The 17381-nt window shown below is 72.7% G+C and carries 16 protein-coding genes; 6 read left to right on the plus strand and 10 right to left on the minus strand.

Going from position 1 to position 17381, the window contains the following annotated elements:
• Positions 1–477: 477 nt before the first annotated feature.
• Entirely contained in the window at positions 478–1497 is a 1020-nt protein-coding gene (locus tag ACZ4LX_RS16780) for an ArsR/SmtB family transcription factor (protein ID WP_467642100.1), read from the plus strand.
• A gap of 173 nt (positions 1498–1670) precedes the next feature.
• Positions 1671–2090, plus strand: coding sequence for a VOC family protein (locus tag ACZ4LX_RS16785; RefSeq protein ID WP_467642098.1), 420 nt, complete (start codon positions 1671–1673; stop codon positions 2088–2090).
• A gap of 58 nt (positions 2091–2148) precedes the next feature.
• On the opposite strand, the gene ACZ4LX_RS16790 is transcribed toward ACZ4LX_RS16785, so the two are convergent.
• The 4 genes from ACZ4LX_RS16790 to ACZ4LX_RS16805 form a co-directional block, all read right to left on the minus strand.
• A complete protein-coding gene (locus ACZ4LX_RS16790; RefSeq protein WP_467642096.1) occupies positions 2149–3315 on the minus strand; it encodes an alkaline phosphatase PhoX in 1167 nt (388 codons plus the stop codon).
• A 116-nt stretch (positions 3316–3431) separates the two neighbouring features.
• Positions 3432–3803 (minus strand): nitrite reductase small subunit NirD, encoded by a 372-nt coding sequence (gene nirD / locus ACZ4LX_RS16795; RefSeq protein WP_467642095.1) that lies wholly within the window; start codon positions 3801–3803, stop codon positions 3432–3434.
• Complete coding sequence (gene nirB, locus ACZ4LX_RS16800; protein ID WP_467642093.1) at positions 3803–6397, minus strand: nitrite reductase large subunit NirB; 2595 nt, start codon at positions 6395–6397, stop codon at positions 3803–3805. Before nirB ends, nirD begins: the two co-directional genes overlap by 1 nt.
• A 1-nt stretch (position 6398) precedes the next feature.
• Entirely contained in the window at positions 6399–7613 is a 1215-nt protein-coding gene (locus tag ACZ4LX_RS16805; protein ID WP_467642091.1) for an NAD(P)/FAD-dependent oxidoreductase, read from the minus strand.
• 349 nt (positions 7614–7962) lie between these two features.
• Here ACZ4LX_RS16805 and ACZ4LX_RS16810 point away from each other — a divergent pair, with 349 nt between their 5' ends.
• Positions 7963–8751 (plus strand): sulfite exporter TauE/SafE family protein, encoded by a 789-nt coding sequence (locus ACZ4LX_RS16810; protein WP_467642089.1) that lies wholly within the window; start codon positions 7963–7965, stop codon positions 8749–8751.
• Between the two features lie 37 nt (positions 8752–8788).
• Here ACZ4LX_RS16810 and ACZ4LX_RS16815 read toward each other — a convergent pair whose 3' ends face one another.
• The 4 genes from ACZ4LX_RS16815 to ACZ4LX_RS16830 all read right to left on the minus strand — a co-directional run bounded on the left by ACZ4LX_RS16815 (position 8789) and on the right by ACZ4LX_RS16830 (position 12161).
• Complete coding sequence (locus ACZ4LX_RS16815; RefSeq protein ID WP_467642088.1) at positions 8789–9412, minus strand: class F sortase; 624 nt, start codon at positions 9410–9412, stop codon at positions 8789–8791.
• A 132-nt stretch (positions 9413–9544) separates the two neighbouring features.
• Positions 9545–10429, minus strand: coding sequence for a hypothetical protein (locus ACZ4LX_RS16820; protein WP_467642222.1), 885 nt, complete (start codon positions 10427–10429; stop codon positions 9545–9547).
• A gap of 382 nt (positions 10430–10811) precedes the next feature.
• The gene (locus ACZ4LX_RS16825; RefSeq protein ID WP_467642086.1) at positions 10812–11273 is read right to left on the minus strand and encodes a DUF5990 family protein; all 462 of its coding nucleotides are present in this window, start codon (positions 11271–11273) and stop codon (positions 10812–10814) included.
• Between the two features lie 87 nt (positions 11274–11360).
• Positions 11361–12161, minus strand: a complete 801-nt coding sequence (locus ACZ4LX_RS16830; protein ID WP_467642084.1) for an aminotransferase class IV family protein — start codon at positions 12159–12161, stop codon at positions 11361–11363.
• Positions 12162–12248: 87 nt separating this feature from the next.
• Between ACZ4LX_RS16830 and ACZ4LX_RS16835 the strand changes: the two genes are divergently transcribed.
• Both ACZ4LX_RS16835 and cutA read left to right on the plus strand, forming a co-directional pair.
• Complete coding sequence (locus ACZ4LX_RS16835) at positions 12249–12887, plus strand: NADPH-dependent FMN reductase (protein ID WP_467642082.1); 639 nt, start codon at positions 12249–12251, stop codon at positions 12885–12887.
• A 67-nt stretch (positions 12888–12954) separates the two neighbouring features.
• On the plus strand, positions 12955–13293 hold the full coding sequence (cutA, locus tag ACZ4LX_RS16840) for a divalent-cation tolerance protein CutA (RefSeq protein WP_467642080.1): 339 nt from the start codon (positions 12955–12957) through the stop codon (positions 13291–13293).
• Here the strand turns inward: cutA and ACZ4LX_RS16845 are convergent.
• Together ACZ4LX_RS16845 and ACZ4LX_RS16850 are read right to left on the minus strand one after the other, a co-directional pair.
• Entirely contained in the window at positions 13245–15395 is a 2151-nt protein-coding gene (locus tag ACZ4LX_RS16845; RefSeq protein WP_467642078.1) for a molybdopterin oxidoreductase family protein, read from the minus strand. The genes cutA and ACZ4LX_RS16845 overlap by 49 nt on opposite strands.
• Before the next feature lie 155 nt (positions 15396–15550).
• A complete protein-coding gene (locus ACZ4LX_RS16850) occupies positions 15551–16315 on the minus strand; it encodes a SanA/YdcF family protein (protein WP_467642076.1) in 765 nt (254 codons plus the stop codon).
• Between the two features lie 123 nt (positions 16316–16438).
• Between ACZ4LX_RS16850 and ACZ4LX_RS16855 the strand changes: the two genes are divergently transcribed.
• Positions 16439–17251 (plus strand): Cof-type HAD-IIB family hydrolase, encoded by an 813-nt coding sequence (locus ACZ4LX_RS16855; protein WP_467642214.1) that lies wholly within the window; start codon positions 16439–16441, stop codon positions 17249–17251.
• The last annotated feature ends 130 nt before the right edge of the window (positions 17252–17381 follow it).

Genomic DNA, 17381 nt, shown 5'->3' on the forward strand with positions numbered 1-17381 from the left:
TCGGTCCGCCGGCGGCCGCGGAATTCCCGGAGGCGGCGGCACCCTGTGCGGGGGTGCCGCCGCCTTGTCATGTTCACGGAGCTCTGGGTGAACCCCATGCCGTCCCGGGGCGCGCGCCGGAATGTGAGCGCTTTCTGCGGGGCGGTTATGCATTGCTTCGTTCAATGCGCAAAGAGACGCGTCCGGAACGGACCCGGGTGCGGCCCCTGGATCCCCACCCATGGGCCGCACCCGGCTTACCCCCGTCGAGGGCGGAGCCGCACCGTCACCAACCGCCGCCGAGCGAGCGAAACCCCCCACGGCCTTCACTCGCTCTTCCGGTGGCTTCGGAATCGCACTCGACGACGTACAGCTTTTCGGGTGACGGTGGGTCGGGGCGAGACGTTTCACCTCTGGCCGAAACCCCGTGGTGACGTGTAGTTACGCTTCGCATACCCTTGCGCGGGGGGAATTGCGGGTGCAAGGGGTGGGGGTTCGGTGCTGCGTATCCATGTGTCCGGATGGGACCTTTCCAAGGTGCGGATGGCCACCGGGCCGGACGCATTATGGGAGACCATTCTCAGCTTTCACCGGCTGAGAGACCGCCGGGCTTCCACGGTCTTCGGGAAATGGCGCTCCGAGGCGCGACCGAGGCTCAATGGGGAAGTGCGTCTGCTGTCCTCCCTGGTTCCACCGCACGGCTATTTCCCGGACTTTCTGACGCCTTCTCAGGAAGGCGTCGCCGAGCCCATGGATTTCGCCACCGGAATCGAGGCCCTGCGCGACACCCCGCCCGAACGGCTGCGAGCGGAACTGGCGCTGCTGGGCGCCCAGCGGGCCATGGGCGGCCGAGGCGCGGCCCGGCACCCGGTCCGCCCCGTGGCGCCGGACGCGCTGGGGGAGGGGCGCGCCGAGCCCCTGGGCCGGCTCATCGGGGTCCTGCGCGCCTACCACCGGGCCGCCGTCGAGCCGTACTGGCCGCACATCCAGGCCCGTATAGAGGCCGACCGCGCGGTCCGGGGCCGGGCGCTCCTGGACGGTGGCACCGACGAACTTCTGGCCTCGCTCCCGCCGGTGATCCGCTGGCGCGCGCCCGTGCTGGAGGCGGACTACCCGGTCGACCGCGAACTGCACCTGGACGGCCGGGGCCTGCTGCTCCAGCCGTCCTTCTTCTGCCGGGGCACCCCGGTCGTCTACCGCGACCCGCTGCTCCCGCCGGTGCTCGTCTATCCGGTCACCCACGCCACCGCCCCGGTCTTCGCCGAACCGGGCCCGTGGCTCGGCCGGCTGCTCGGGAACACCCGGTCGACGGTCCTGAAGGTCATCGGTGACGGCTGCACCACCAGCGAGCTGGCCCGCCGGGCCGGTGTCTCCCTCGCCTCGGCGAGCCAGCACGCCAGCGTGCTGCGCGAGGCGGGCCTGGTCCACACCCTGCGCCACGGCAGCTCGGTCCTGCACACCCTCACCCCGCTGGGCGGCTCGCTGCTGCGGGGCGGCGCGCCGCTCGCGGTCTCCTGAGCGCCGGGTCCCGAGGGCTCTCCCGCAGACGGCAGGGCAGGTTTTCCGGCGGATGCGGCGCGGGAAGGATTTTTCGTCCGGCGCCGATGAGTTTCCGGCGGACCCGGCGTCTACCTGTCGTAGAACAGTTCGAGAACAGCGCACGGGAACCAGCCCGAGAGAGCGAGACGGTCATGCCTCAGATGATTTTCGTGAACCTGCCGGTCAAGGACCTGGAGACGACCAAGGGCTTCTTCGGCAAGCTGGGGTACTCCTTCAACCCCCAGTTCAGCGACGAACGCACCGCCTGTCTCGTCATCAGCGACACGATCTTCGCCATGCTCCTGGAGGAGCCGAGGTTCAAGGACTTCACCAAGAAGGAGATCGCGGACGCCTCGAAGTCCACCGAGGTGATCCTGGCGCTGAGCGCCGAGAGCCGCGAGAAGGTGGACGAGCTGGCGGACGCCGCGCTCGCCGCCGGCGGATCGCCCGCCAACGAGACCCAGGACCTCGGCTTCATGTACGGCCGCTCCTTCCAGGACCCGGACCACCACATCTGGGAGGTCGTCTGGATGGACCCGTCGGCCGTCGAAGCCGGCGGTCAGCCCGCCTGACGGCGGGGGAGGACGCCGTGCGGCGCCGTTCGGGGCACCGCACGGCCGGGAGCGGTGCTCAGCGGCGGAACGGACCCGTGACCTCGTAGGTGATGCCGCCGGACGAGCTTCCGCTCGTCCCGCGCTGCGAGGAGAAGTAGAGCCGGGTGCCGTCCGGGGAGAACGCCGGGCCGGTGATCTCCGAGCCGGACTGGCCGTTGATCCGCAGGAACGGGGCGACGGTGTCGTCCGGCGTGATCAGGCAGATCTCCATGTTCCCGCCGTCCTCGGCGACGTACAGGTCACCCGACGCGGACCGGGTGACGTTGTCGACGCCCGTCAGCGGGGCGCTGCCGCCGGTGACCAGCGAGTCGTCGTAGGCGAGGGAGATGCTGGAGGCGTTCGCGTCGTACGCCCACACCCGGTTGTCGCCCTTCGTGGTGAACCAGCAGGTCCCCGCCGCGTAGAAGCAGCCCTCGCCGCCGTTGAACACCTTGGCGCCGGAGACCTGGTAGCGGGTCAGGGTGGGTGAGCCGTCCGGGTCCGGGACCGTCGACCAGGTCACCGGGCCCGAGGTGCCGGTGCCCGCGACCAGGACCTGAAGGGTGCCGGAGGAGAGGTCGCCCCAGGTGGTGGGGCGGAAGCGGTAGAAGCGGCCGTCCGTCTCGTCCTCGGTGAGGTAGACGTATCCGTGGTCCGGGTCGGCGGCCGCCGCCTCGTGCTTGAAGCGGCCCAGTGCGGGACGCCGCACGGCCGCGTTCACGCCCCAGGGGTCGGTCTCGTGGACGAAACCGCGGCTGACCTCCTCGCAGGACAGCCAGGTGTTCCACGGGGTGCGGCCGCCCGCGCAGTTGTTGTCCGTGCCGGACAGGATCCGGTAGGCGGAGGTGACGGTGCCGGAGGAGTCGAAGCGCACCGCGCTCGCCCCGCCGCCGCTGCCCGAGGAGACCTCGGAGTTGGAGACGTAGATCCAGCCGCTGCCGTCGCTGAACGTGGCGCCCCCGTCGGGTGCGCTGTGCCAGGCGTACGAGGTGCCGGGGACGCTCTGCCCCGAGCGGGCGACGATTCTGCTGGTGAAGCCGCCCGGCAGCAGGATGCCGTCGCTGTTGGCCGCCTGCGGCGCGCCGTACGGGCCGGTGGCCGGCTGGGCCGGGCCGGCGAAGGCGGCACCCCGCCACAGGGTGCCGCCGAGCGCGGTGGCCGAGCCGCCGATCACCGCTGTGCGCAAGAAGGTCCGACGTTCCACGATCACTCCACGGGTGACGTGAGGGCCCGCCGGTCCGGTCGGCCCGGCGGGTCGAACGTCAGGACAGTAGAGGGACGCGGTTGACGCAGCGTCAATGCGCGGTGAACGGAATGCGATCAGTCCGCGCGGACCTCGAAGACCGGCACCGAGACCTCGTCGTCGTCCAGGCAGGCCCCCGTGGCCAGGTCGAAACGCTGCTTCAGGAGCGGGGAGGCGACGAACGGCTGCCCGCCGTCCGAACCGACCAGTCCGCGCGAGAGGACGTACGCGCCGGTGAACGGATCACGGTTGTCGATCGCGTACGTACGTCCCGCCCGGTCCACGAACAGCGCGACCTGCCTGCCGTCCGGGAGGAGCGCCGCGACCCCGCGGCCGGGCGTCAGCAGCGCGCGGTCGCAGACCGTCAGCCAGCCGTCCCCGGCGGCGAGCCGGATCACCCGGGTGTCCCGCGTGGTCTCCGGCGTCCCGGTCATCGTCTGCGTCGTCATCAGGAGGCTGTCCCTTCAAGAGTGCGGATGGCGAGAACCGGGCCCGCGAGGATGTCCAGGTCGGGCTTGACCTGGTCGCGTTCCGGGACGAACTTCACCGACGGGTCCGGCGCGTCGGGTGCGTTGACGAACGTCACGAAGCGGCGCAGCCGCTCCGGGTCGTTGATGGTCTCGGCCCACTCGTCCCGGTAGCCGCGGACATGGTCGGCCATCAGCCGCTCCAGCTCGTCGCAGAGTCCCAGCGAGTCATGGACGACGACGTCCCGTACGTGCTCCAGGCCGCCGTCGATCCGCTCCAGCCAGGCCGAGGTGCGCTCCAGCCGGTCCGCCGTGCGGATGTAGAACATCAGGAACCGGTCGATGAGCCGCACGAGTTCGGCGTCCGACAGGTCCTGGGCGAGCAGGTCCGCGTGGCGCGGGGTGGCGCCGCCGTTGCCGCCCACGTACAGGTTCCAGCCCTGGGCCGTGGCGATGATCCCGAAGTCCTTGCCGCGCGCCTCGGCGCATTCGCGGGCGCAGCCGGAGACCGCCGACTTCAGCTTGTGCGGTGAGCGCAGGCCCCGGTAGCGCAGCTCCAGGTCGATGGCCATCCTCACCGAGTCCTGCACGCCGTAGCGGCACCAGGTCTGCCCCACACAGGACTTGACCGTCCGCAGCGACTTCCCGTACGCGTGCCCCGACTCGAAGCCCGCGTCGACCAGCCGGGTCCAGATCAGCGGCAGCTGGTCGACGCGGGCGCCGAACAGGTCGATCCGCTGACCACCGGTGATCTTGGTGTAGAGGCCGAAGTCCCGTGCCACCTCGCCGATCACGATCAGCTTCTCCGGGGTGATCTCGCCGCCGGGGATGCGCGGCACGATCGAGTACGAGCCGTTGCGCTGGAGATTGGCGAGGAAGTGGTCGTTGGTGTCCTGGAGAGCCGCCTGCTCGCCGTCCAGGACATAGCCGCTCGCGCCGACCGTCGGCGCCAGCGAGGCGATGACCGAACCGACGGTCGGCTTGCAGACCTCGCACCCGTCGCCACCGCGCGCGGCCTCACGGCCGTGCGAGTCCAGCAGCTCGGCGTACGAGGTGATCCCCAGGGTGCGGACGATCTCGTACAGCTCGCTGCGGGTGTACGCGAAGCAGCCGCACAGGCCCTTGTCCTGGCTCTTCGGGAGCAGCTGGCCGATGACCTTGACGCAACTGCCGCAACCGGTACCGGCCTTGGTGCACTTCTTCACCTCGGGCAGTGTGGTGTGCTCGCAGATCGCCCCCTTGGTGACGTTGTGGCAGGAGCAGATGACCGCCTCGTCGGGCAGCGCGGCGGGGCCGAGGGTGACCGGGCCGCCCGCGCCGGCCGGCAGCACCAGCTGCTCGGGGGCGACCGGCAGGACCGTGCCCGTCATCGGGCGCAGCGTGCCGTACTGGTCGGCGTCCCCGACGAGCACCCCGCCGAGCAGGGTGCCGTCCCGGCCGATCACCAGCTTCTTGTAGACACCGGAGCGGGAGTCCGCGTACACGACGTCGAGGCAGCCCTCGGCGGTGCCGTGGGCGTCACCGAAGGACGCCACGTCCACACCGAGCAGCTTCAGCTTCGTCGACAGGTCGGCGCCGGTGAACGCCGCCTCGTTGCCCGCGATCACCGCCGCGGCCGTCTGCGCCATCTCGTATCCGGGCGCCACCAGGCCGTACACCCGGCCGTCCGACGCCAGCGCGCACTCGCCGATCGCGAAGACCGCCGGGTCGGAGGTGCGGCACTCCTCGTCGACGACGATGCCGCCGCGCTGCCCGACCTCCAGACCGCAGTCCCGGGCCAGCTGGTCGCGGGGCCGCACCCCGGCCGAGAAGACCACCAGGTCCGTGGCGAGCGAGGAGCCGTCGGAGAGCGACATCCCGTTCACCGAGCCGTCCTCGCCGGCGGTGACCTCCTGGGTGCCGACGCCCGTGTGGACGGTGAGCCCCATGTTCTCGATGGTGCGCAGCAGCGCCGCGCCGCCGCCCTCGTCGACCTGGACGGGCATCAGCCGGGGCGCGAACTCCACCACGTGGGTGTCGAGTCCGAGCCCCTTCAGCGCGCCCGCCGCCTCCAGACCGAGCAGCCCGCCGCCGACGACCGCGCCGGTCGTCGCCGTCTTCGCGTACTCCTCGATCGCGAGCAGGTCCTCGATCGTGCGGTAGACGAAACAGCCCTCGCTGTCCTTGCCGGGGACCGGCGGGACGAACGGGTAGGAGCCGGTGGCCAGCACCAGCGTGTCGTAACGGAAGGTCTCGCCGGAACGCGCGGTCACCGTGCGGGCCTCACGGTCCAGGGACTCGGCGGGGTCGCCGGTCCGCAGCTCGAAGCCGTGCCGCTCCATGAAACCCTGCTCGACCAGCGACAGGTCCTCCGGAGTCCTCCCGGAGAAGTACGAGGTCAGCTGCACCCGGTCGTAGGCGGCGCGCGGCTCCTCGCACAGGACGACGACCCGGGCGGTTCCGGCGGTGGCCGTCAGCCCCCGGTCGGCGAGGGCCTCCAGGAAACGCTGGCCGACCATGCCGTGTCCGACGACCACGATGGTCGGCACGGCCGCCGCGGTGGAGGTGTGGGCGGTCGGGATGGTGGACACCGGCATCTCAGTAGCCTCCGTCGTTGGTGAGCAGATGGAGCAGGGACGTTTCGGCGGGGAGTGCCGCGTCGTCCTGCCAGGTGCGGGCCAGGGTGCCGACCGAGGCGAGATCGCCGAGCAGCACTCCGCCCGCCAGCCGGTCGCCCCGGACGACGACCGTGCGGTACGCGCCCCGGGTGGCGTCCGCCAGCCGGATCACGTCGTCGCCGGGCAGCGGCCTGGAGTCGCCGAAGGCGGCGAGATCCAGCGATCCCGTACCGGGGGCGTCCGGGCCGTTCAGGGTCAGCCGGGTCAGGGCCCGGGTGCCGTCGTACCGGGCGGGCCGCCCGGCCAGCACCTCGGCGAGCACATCGGCCTGCTCCAGCGCCGGGCCCGCGAGCCCGTACACGGTGGAGCGGTGCTCGGCGCAGTCGCCCACGGCATGGATGTACGGATCGGAGGCGCGCAGCTCGTCGTCGACGACGACGCCCTTGCGGACCTCCAGACCGGCTGCCTGCGCGAGGCCCGTCCGGGGACGCACCCCGCAGGCCAGCACGGTGATCTCGGCCGCCAGCTCGTATCCGTCGGCGAGCTCCACCGCCCGCACGGCACCGTCGGCGCAGCGCAGCCCGCGGACGCGGCACTCGGTGTGCACCTCGACGCCCAGGGACTCCAGATGGCGGCGGAGCAGCCCGGCCGACTCCGCGTCCAGCTGCCGCTCCATGAGGTGCTCGCCCTGCTGGGCCAGCACCACCTGGGCGCCGCACTCGGCCAGCGCGCGGGCCGCCGACACACCCAGGAGGCCGCCGCCGATCACGACCGCGTTCACCCCCGGCCGCACCGAGGCGCGCAGCGCCAGGCAGTCGTCGAGGGTGCGGAAGGCGTGCACCCCGTCCGGCATCGTGTTCCCGAGCCCGCGCAGCGGCGGGAGCACCGGGTTGGACCCGGTCGCCAGGACCAGCCGTCCGTAGCGCACGACGCTTCCGTCGTCGCAGTGCACCAGCCGGTCGGCCCGGTCGATCCGCACCACCCGCACCCCGCGTCTGACCTCGGCCGGGGGGAGCGCGATGACGTCCGCCGGATAGCGCCCGGCCAGCACCTCGGCCAGCAGGACGCGGTTGTAGGGGGCGTGCGGCTCCTCGCCGATGACGGTGACATCGGGCATCTTGGCGGCGAGGCGTGCGCCCGCCATTCCGGCGCCGATCACCACCACCCGCGCCGTGTTCTCCGTCCGTGTCCTCATGCCAGGAAGCGTGACCGGGGGGTGTTACCCGTCCGGATCCCCCCTGTTTCCCGGGAGGAACCTTGCGCTCAGCGCCCGCGCGGACCGTCTGTGAGGGGCCGTCGGCGGTGCGATCGGAGGTTGAGGGGCCCCTCCGGGAGGGCCCGCCGGCGGCAGGGCCGGAGGCTGCGGGACCCGCTGCGAGGGTCCGTCGGCGGCAGGTTCCGTGCCCGCGCGGCCCCTCCGGTGGCACGCTCCGTGCCCGCGCGGCCTCTGCGGGAGGGTCCGTCGACGGCGGCAAGCTCAGAGGCGGCTCAAGAATCCGGCGGCGGTTGGACTCGGCACCTGCCGTTTCCTTAGGGTCGCGATCATGCCTGACATAACCCTGACCACCCTCGTCGTGCTGTGCCTCGCGGCAGCCGCGGCCGGGTGGATCGACGCGGTGGTGGGCGGCGGCGGACTCCTGCTGCTGCCCGCGCTGCTGCTCGGACTGCCGCACGTACCGGCCGCCCAGATCCTCGGTACGAACAAGGCGGTCGCGATCGTCGGCACCTCGGGCGCCGCCGTCACCTATGCGCGCAAGGCGCCGGTGAAGGTCGGCACGGCGCTGCGGATCGGTCTCGCGGCACTCGCCGGATCGATGACTGGTGCCTTCTTCGCAGCCGGGATCAGCAGCGAGGTGCTGCGTCCGGTGATCATGGTGGTGCTGCTGGCCGTCGCCGCGTTCGTGATGCTGCGGCCCCAGTTCGGCAGGTCCACCGGGGAGGGCGCGGCGCCCCGGGTCACCCGGGCCCGTACGGTCACCGCGATCGTCCTGGTGGGCGGCGGTATCGGCCTGTACGACGGGCTGTTCGGGCCGGGCACCGGCACCTTCCTCGTGCTGGCGCTCACCGCCGTGCTCCACCTCGACCTGGTGACGGCCTCCGCCACCGCCAAGATCGTCAATGTCTGCACCAACGGCGGGGCCCTGGCGATGTTCGCCTATCAGGGCAACGTGATGTGGCAGCTGGCCGCGCTGATGGCGGTGTTCAACCTGGCGGGCGGCCTGTTCGGGGCGCGGATGGCGCTGCGCAAGGGCAGCGAGTTCGTCCGAGGGGTGCTGCTGGTGGTCGTCTTCTCGCTGGTGGCGAAGCTCGCGTTCGACCAGTGGCAGGGCTGAGCCAGGTCAGCGGCGTGCGCTGAACGCCACAGGCTCCTCAGCGCACGCCGGTGAGATGGGCGTACGCCACCACGTTGCCCCGGTAGCCGGTCGACTCGGAGAAGCCGCCGCCACAGGTGATCAGGCGCAGCGAGGCGTGCTCCGAGGCCCCGTACACCCGCCGGTCGGGGAAGTCGTCGCTCTCGTAGACCTCGATCGCGTCGAGCGAGAAGACGGCGGTGCGGCCGTCCTGCCGCAGGACCTCGACCGTGCTGCCCTTCTTCATCGACCCCAGGCCGTAGAAGACGGACGGGCCCTGGGCGTTGTCCACATGACCGGCGACGATCGCGGTGCCCTTGGCGCCGGGCGGGGTGCCGTCCTTGTACCAGCCGACGATGTCGGTGTTCCCGGCCGGCGGTACGTCGAGGCTGCCGTCCTGCCCGAGCCCGAGCCGCATCATCGGGGCGTCCACCCGGATGCTGGGGATCCTGATGCGGACGGGCGCCGACGGCCGGAGCGGCTCGGCGACCGGCGATCCGGGCAGCAGCCCCGGACCGGCGGCGAAGGCGTCGGCGGAGGCCGGGGCCGGCGGGGTCAGCCGGGTGTCGGCGCCGTTCCGGATCAGCCAGAGACCGGCCAGCGCCGCGACGACGAGCAGCCAGCCCTTGGCCTTCTGGGACACGGTCGTCCTCCGGGTGACGGGTGACGGGTGACGGGGCCGGACGGGCCGGGCCCCGGGTGGGATGGGTCCCGTCCCGGTGGCGCGGGGCCACCGGGACGGAATCCGGGCGGTACGGAGAGGTGGAAGTCTCCGTCAGCTGCCGTCCTGCGTGCCGCTCGCCCGGCGACGCAGGAGCCAGGCTCCGCCTACGGCGGTCGCGGCGAGGACGCCGGCTCCCGCCGCGATCTGGGTGGTGTCCGGGCCGACGCTGCCGCCGACACCGGTCTTCACATGCCCCGTGGGGGCGGTGGGCGCGGCCGAGGTGTGGTGGCCGGAAGGGGTCTCGTAGCCGCCGGACGAGCTGTCGTACCCGGACGAGCTGTCGTATCCGTCGGAGCTGTCGTGCCCGGCGGAGCTCTCGTGTCCGGAGGGGGTCGGGCGCGGGGCGGGTGCGGAGCGCCCGGGGAGCGGGGCGTCCGGTACGAGGGCGGCACCGGAGGCCTCGGCCTCGTCGAGCCCGGTGGAGTCGTACTCCTCGGTGTCGTAGAGGTCCGAGGGCAGACCGGCACCGGCGGGGGTGTCCTCGTCCGAGGTGCCGGGAGCACGGTCGGCGGCGTCCTTCTCCGAGGTGACGGGGGCACTGTCCGCGGTGTTCCCGGCCGAGGTGCCCGCCGCCCTCACCTCGATCTCGCCGGTGGCCTGCCTGCCGTTCTCGCAGGCCACGTCGATGCTGTACGGACCCGGCTCGATATTGCCCGGGACCTTGAACGAACCCGCCAGGACCTCCTTGAGCGTGGCCGGGGCCAGCGCGAACCGGGAGGCGTCCAGGGCGCTCGCGTCACCGGTGGCGCCGGTGTCGTCGCCGCAGGCGGTGGTGTTCACCGTGACGGTCGCGCCCGGGGCGGCACTCGCGGGAGAGATGTCCAGGGGCGCCCCTTCGTCCCCGTACGCGGACGGGGCGGCGGCACTGAGGCCGAGCGCGGCGGCGGCGAGGGCCGCGGCGGCGGTGCCGGTCACGAGGCGAGCAGGACTGCGCATGGGGGGTTCCTCCGAGCGGGGATGGCGCGGGGCTGGTGTGTCCTGGTCCCGAGCTAACGGCCGGTCCGCCACCCATGCACGCTGACACCGGGTCAGCTTTCACCTGATCGGACCGGCGCCGCCTCCTTGCCAGAGCGTATGTGTGCAGGTCACAGCGGTGATGGCGGGACAGGGACCCCGGTCTGCCGCCTCCGGTGCCGATCGGGTGATGCCCGCCGGGAAGAAAGTGGCGTACGTCACACGCATGACCCGGGTGTGTCCGGGCACACGATGCTCACCCCCCACGGGAGGGCGAGCGCAGCCGCCCCCGGCCGCCGCCCTCACCGGGCCCACCCCCCCTGGGCCCGGTGAGGGCGGTTCGTCTGTGCCGGGAGGTGTCCGTTCAGGCGGGCGCGGTGGCGGACCAGGTGATGACGGGCGGCCTGACCCGGCCGCACAGCGGCTGCCCCGCGGGGTCGGAGAGCGGCAGTCGTGCGGTGAGGTGTCCGGAGCGCGCGGCCGCTTCGAGGGTGTCCGCGTCGATGTCGGCGAACATCAGCTTGGCCCGCCGGAACATGGAGAACAGTCCGTCCCCGTCGACCGTGCCCCAGGACAGATGGACGAACCGGCCGCCGAGCCGGTCCTGCACATACGGCCCGCTCACCTCGACGCCGTCCGGGCCGCCGCTGACGGCGCAGTCCAGGGTCCAGCGGGCGGTGGGGGCGTCGCCCGGGACCGGCCCGAGAAGTTCACCGGGCCGGTCCTTGCGCTGCACGCCCACGTGGATGTTCTCGCGGCCGGCGAAGTCGCCTCCGGGGCCGCAGTCGCGGCCGGGCAGTTGTGAGCCCTCGATGTGGATCTGCATGCGCGGCGGGGTCCTCCGGTCGGGTTCCGTACGGGTTCTGTACGGGTTTCATGGTCCATCCTCGCGGCGGCCCGCAGGGGCGGTGCGTCAGACGGTGTCCCAGGGCACGGCCTCGTACGCCGCCGCCAGCCGGTTCATCAGCTCCCCGTCGACGGCGAACGCCGTGCCGTCGATCCGGGCGACCGGGGCCATGCCCTGCGAGTTGGTGACGAACGCCGAGCGGTAGGCCGCCAGCCCGTCCAGGCGCACCGGTTGGCGCCGCGACGGCGCACCCGCACCCGGCAACTCCTTCTCCAGCAGGGCCATGGTGGTCCCCAGCAGCGCGGGCGCCTGCGGCCAGACGACCGAAGTGCCGTCCCAGAAGCCGATGTTGGTGAACCCGCCCTCGGTCACCCGGCCGTCCGGCAGGGTCAGCAGCGCGTCGTCGAAACCGGCCCGGCGGGCGAGATCCCCGTGGTACGTCTGGCCGAAGTCGCCGGGGCGCTTGAGGTGCGGCGCGGTGCGTGCGTACGGGACGGACATCAGGCCGACCGGCCGGGAGTCCATCCGCGCGGGTCCGCGCACCGTGACCATGACGGTCGTGGCGGCGGCGCCGGGCGGCCGCATTCCATGCACCCGCACCGAGGCGTCCACCGCCCCCGCGCCCTTGAGCGCGTGACGTACGAACTCGCGCACCAGGCCGCCGTCCAGGGGGAGTTCGAAGAGCTCCCGGCTCGCGGAGTCCAGCCGCTCCAGGTGGAGCGCGAGGCCCCGGACCCGGCCGTCCCTGACCTGCATGGCCGTGAAATGGCCATAGGTGAAGAAGGCGGCCGCCCGCAGATCGTCCTCGGTGGCCGGATGTCCGTCGAACTCGGCATAGGGGAGCGGTGCGGCTGCTGGAGTCGTCATGCCGTCCACCGTATGCCGACCCGCGCGACGGACGGGCCGACGGGAGCCGCTTGACCTCAAGCGCGGTTGATGCACGAGCCTCCTGCCATGGATCTCACCACAGCCGGAACCACGGCCACCGCTCCGTCCGCCACCGCTCCGTCCGCCACCGCGCCTCTGAAGGTCGCGATCATCGTCGCCAGCAACCGCGAGGGCCGGTTCGCGCCCGTCGTCACCGACTGGTTCCGCTCCCGCGCCGACAGCCACCCGGGCATCGGGACCGACCTGCTCGACGTCGCCGGGCTCGGCCTTCCGACCGCGCTCTCCTACCGTCCCGGGCCCGAGGACCAGGCCCTGCTCGCGGAGGTCGCCGGCCGGCTGGCGGCCGCCGACGCGTTCGTCGTCATCACTCCCGAGTACAACCACTCCTATCCCGCCCCGCTCAAGAACCTCATCGACTGGCACCACGCCGAATGGCAGGCCAAGCCCGTCGCCTTCGTCTCCTACGGGGGAGTGTCCGGCGGTCTGCGCGCCGTCGAGCACCTGCGGCAGGTCTTCGCCGAGCTGCACGCCGTCTCGATCCGCGACACCGTCTCGTTCCACAACGCCGGCGCCCTGTTCGACGACGAGGGAAGACACCGGGACCCGGTCGGCCCCGACGCGGCGGCGAAGACGCTCCTGGACCAATTGGTGTGGTGGGGAAGGGCGCTGAGAGACGCGAAGGCGGCCCATCCGTACGGTGGCTGACTGCGCACCGGCACCGTCTGCCCGACAATCGGGGGAGGAACCCGCTGCCGATCCGAGGAGACCGAAGGTGACATCGCCCGCATGGCTGACCGTACTGACCACGACGGACGGTCAGGAGAAGGCCGAGATCCTGGCGCGCGGCGCGGTGGAGGCACGGCTCGCCGCCTGCGTGCAGATCTCCGCTCCCGTCACCTCGGTCTACCGGTGGCAGAACGCCATCGAGACCACCGAGGAGTGGCAGCTGTTCTTCAAGACGACGGCCGAACGGTACGACGAGCTGGCGGCCTACCTCCAGGAGGCGCACGACTACGACACCCCGGAGATCATCGCCCTGCCGGTGCTCCGGGGCAGCGCCCGCTACCTCGGCTGGGTGTCGGCGGAGACGGCCCCGGTGACCTCGCTCTGAGGGGTGTCCCGCGCCGTGGGGAGCGCCTCCACCCGCACCGCGCACACCTTGAACTCCGGCATCCTCGACACCGGGTCCAGCGCCGGGTTGGTCAGCGTGTTGGCCCGGCCCTCACCCGCCCAGTGGAACGGCATGAACACGGTGTCCTCCCGGATCGCCGAGGTGATCCGGGCCGGCGCCACCGCCCGCCCGCGCCGTGAGGTGACCACGACCGGACCGCCCTCGGCCACGTCGATCCGCTCGGCGAGCCGGGGATGCAGCTCCACGAAGGGCCCCGGGGCGGCGGCGTTCAGCTCCGCCACCCGGCGGGTCTGCGCCCCCGACTGGTACTGGGCGACGACCCGGCCCGTGGTCAGCACCACCGGATACTCCGCGTCCGTCTCCTCGGCGGAGGGCCGGTGCGTCACGGGTACGAACCTGGCCCGCCCGTCGTCCGTCGCGAACCGGTCCAGGAACAGCCGGGGCGTGCCGGCGTGCGCCGTGTCCGGACACGGCCAGAAGACCCCGTCCTCGGCCGCGATCCGCTCGTACGTGATGCCCGCGTAGTCCGCGGGGCCGCCTGCCGAAGCCCGGCGCAGCTCGTCGAACACCTCCGCCGGATCGGCCGGGAACCCCTTCCCGTGCCCGAGGAGACCGGCCAGTCCGTGCAGCACGTCCAGATCGCTGCGGACACCCTCGGGCGCGGTGACCGCACGCCGGCGCAGCAGCACCCGGCCCTCCAGATTCGTGGTGGTCCCCGTCTCCTCGGCCCACTGCGTCACCGGCAGCACCACATCGGCGAGCGCGGCCGTCTCCGACAGCACCACATCGGCGACCGCGAGGAAGTCCAGCGACCGCAACCGCTCCTCCACACGCCCCGCGTGCGGCGCGGACACCACCGGATTCGACCCCATCACCAGCAGCGCCCGCACCTCGGTGCCCAGCGCGTCCAGCAACTCGTACGCACTGCGCCCCGGCCCCGGAAGCGAGTCGGGATCGACCCCCCACACCCCGGCGACATGGCGGCGCGCGGCAGGATCGGTGAGCTTGCGGTAGCCGGGCAACTGGTCGGCCTTCTGGCCGTGTTCACGGCCTCCCTGGCCGTTGCCCTGCCCGGTCAGACAGCCGTAGCCGGACAGCGGCCGGCCCGCGCGCCCGGTGGCCAGGGCGAAGTTGATCCAGGCGCCGACGGTGTCCGTGCCCTTCGCCTGCTGCTCGGGGCCGCGCGCGGTGAGCACCATGCCGCTCTCCGCCTCGCAGAACATCTCCACCGCTGCCCGTAGTTGGGGAACCGGCACACCGGTCAGCCGTTCCACCTGCTCCGGCCAGTGGGCCATCGCCCCGGCCCGCGCCTCGTCCCAGCCGCTGGTGCGCTCCTTCACGAACTCCTCGTCCACCCGCCCCTGCGACACCACCAGGTGCAGCATGCCGAGCGCGAGCGCCAGATCGGTGCCGGGCCGGGGGGCGAGATGGAGGTCGACCTGCTCGGCGGTCCTGGTGCGGCGCGGATCGATGACGATCAGCCGGCCGCCGTTCTCCCGCAGTTCGGTCAGATAGCGGAGCGCGGGCGGCATCGTCTCGGCGAGGTTCGACCCCACGAGGATCACGCAGCCGGTGCGCGGGACGTCTTCCAGCGGGAACGGCAGGCCGCGGTCGAGGCCGAAGGCCCGCTGGTGGGCGGCGGCGGCCGAGGACATGCAGAACCGGCCGTTGTAGTCGATCTGCGAGGTGCCGAGCACCACCCGGGCGAACTTCCCGAGCGCGTACGCCTTCTCGTTGGTCAGCCCGCCGCCGCCGAACACCCCCACCGCGTCGGCCCCGTGCTCCGCGCGCGTGCTCCGCAGCCCTTCGGCGATCCGGGCCAGCGCCTCGTCCCAGCCGGCCGGCTCCAGCCGCCCGCTCGCCCTGTCGCGTACGAGAGGACCGGTCAGCCGCACCGCCGACGAGAGCACGGCGGGCGCGGAACGGCCCTTGCCGCACAGGGCACCCCGGTTCACGGGGAAGGCGGTGCGCTCCTCCACCGCGACGACGGCGTCGCCTGTGACCGGGCGCAGGTTCATGCCGCACTGCAGCGCGCAGTACGGGCAGTGGGTCGCGGTGGCGGCAGTCGCGGTGCTGGTCATGCGCCCAGCCTGCGAGCCGGGTGTTACACCGGCGCCCGCTCCCGGTTACACCGCCGGTACGCCCACCTCAGCCGGCCCGGCAACGGGCGGTGAGGTGCGCGGGGGAGGGACACGCGGACGGGCGGAAGCGCCCGCCCGTCGCACGCGCCCCGCCGTCACCCCTCGTCCGCCGCGAGCGCCCTGGCCACCCCCGGCTCCTTGGGCCCCAGGAAGTGCGGATCCGGCTCGAACAGAGCGTCCAGGGCCGCCTTGCCCGCCGCGAACACCTCCCGGGTGCCGCCGTAGTACCAGGTCACATCGTGTACGGCCTCGACCCCGACGCCGTACGCGTCGATTCCCGCCGCCCGGCACAGCGCGATCGCGCGCCGGATGTGGAAGCCCTGACTCACCAGCACGGCCCGCTCGACCCCGAAGATCTTCTTGGCCCGTACGCACGAGTCCCAGGTGTCGAAGCCGGCGAAGTCGCTGACGATCCTGTCGTCCGGCACCCCCTGCTCGACCAGGAACGTGCGCATCGCGTCCGGCTCGTCGTACTCCGCCCGGCTGTTGTCGCCGGTCACCAGCACGACCTTCACCTTGTCGTCCCGGTACAGACCGGCCGCCGTCCGCAGCCGGTTCGCGAGGTACGGGGACGGCCTGCCGTCCCACAGCCCCGCCCCGAACACCACCGCGACCTGCTGCGCGGGCACGTCCCCCGCCGTCCTGACCCGGGAGTCGGCGACCGTGTACATCCAGGCGGCCGGCAGCAACGCCAGCACACAGGCGGCCATCAGGCCCTGCACGGCCAGGCGTTGCCCCCGCCGGGTCCGGGGCAGCCCCGGCCACAACCGCACGACGACCCGCCGCAGCCGCGCCCACACCGCCCCCGCGCCCCGCAGCCGGTCCCGTACCGCCCCTGCGCCCCGTGGCTTCAGCCGCATCGGAGCCCCATCCCCTCTACCGTTCCAACAGTCCCCCCTCGCTTGACGAACAGACGGCCGAAACGGTTCTCCGTCGTAGCCGGCCGCAACCGTCGATAGCATCGGGCGATGTTGCTTCCACGGCTGATCGCGTCCGATCTGGACGGCACCCTGCTCCGTAACGACGGCACCCTGTCGTCCCGCACCCTGCGAGCCCTGCGCACGGCCGAGGACGCCGGAGCGGAGATCGTCATCGTCACCGCCAGACCGCCCCGGTTCGTCGACCGGCTGGCCGAGGCCTCCGGCCTCGGGGGCACGGCGGTCTGCAGCAACGGGGCGCTCGTCTACGACATAGGGACCCGCACCGTCGTCTCCTCCCGCGTCCTGCCGCTGACCACCGCCCAGCGGGTGGCCACCGCGCTGGCGGCGGCGGTTCCCGAGGTGGGCTTCGCCCTGGAGACCGGCAACCAGGTGCTGTACGAACCCGCCTACCGGCTCCGCATGTCCGAGGACGTCGGCGCCGAACTCCCCGTCCCGTCCCTCGCCGACCTCTGGCTGACCGAGGCCCCGGTGACCAAACTGCTCGCCTGGTCCGACCGGCTCGACGCCGACACCCTGCTGGCCGCCGCCCGGCCGGGCGCGGGCGACGAGGTGCAGCTCACCCACTCGGGCGGGCGCGGGCTGCTGGAGATCAGCGCGCCAGGGGTCACCAAGGCCGGCGCGCTGGAGCTGCTCTGCGCCGGCCGGGGTATCGACGCCACCGAGGTCATCGCCTTCGGTGACATGCCCAACGACCTCACCGTCCTCGCCTGGGCGGGCACCGGTTTCGCCATGGCCAACGCCCACCCGGCCGTACTGGCCGCCGTGCCGACGCACACCGCGACCAACGAGGAGGACGGCGTCGCCGACGTCATCGAGCGGCTGTTCGCAGGGCAGGCCCGGCCCGCCACCACCTGACAGCGGACCGCCCCCGGGACGGCCGTCCGACAACGGGCGGGGGCTGCCGGGCGGGGCATCTGACAGCGGGCGGGGGCTGCCGGTGAGAAGGCGGAAAACGCCCGTGACCGGCGCGCAACGACGCGGCAAC

This window comes from Streptomyces sp. NPDC026062 (assembly GCF_055568375.1).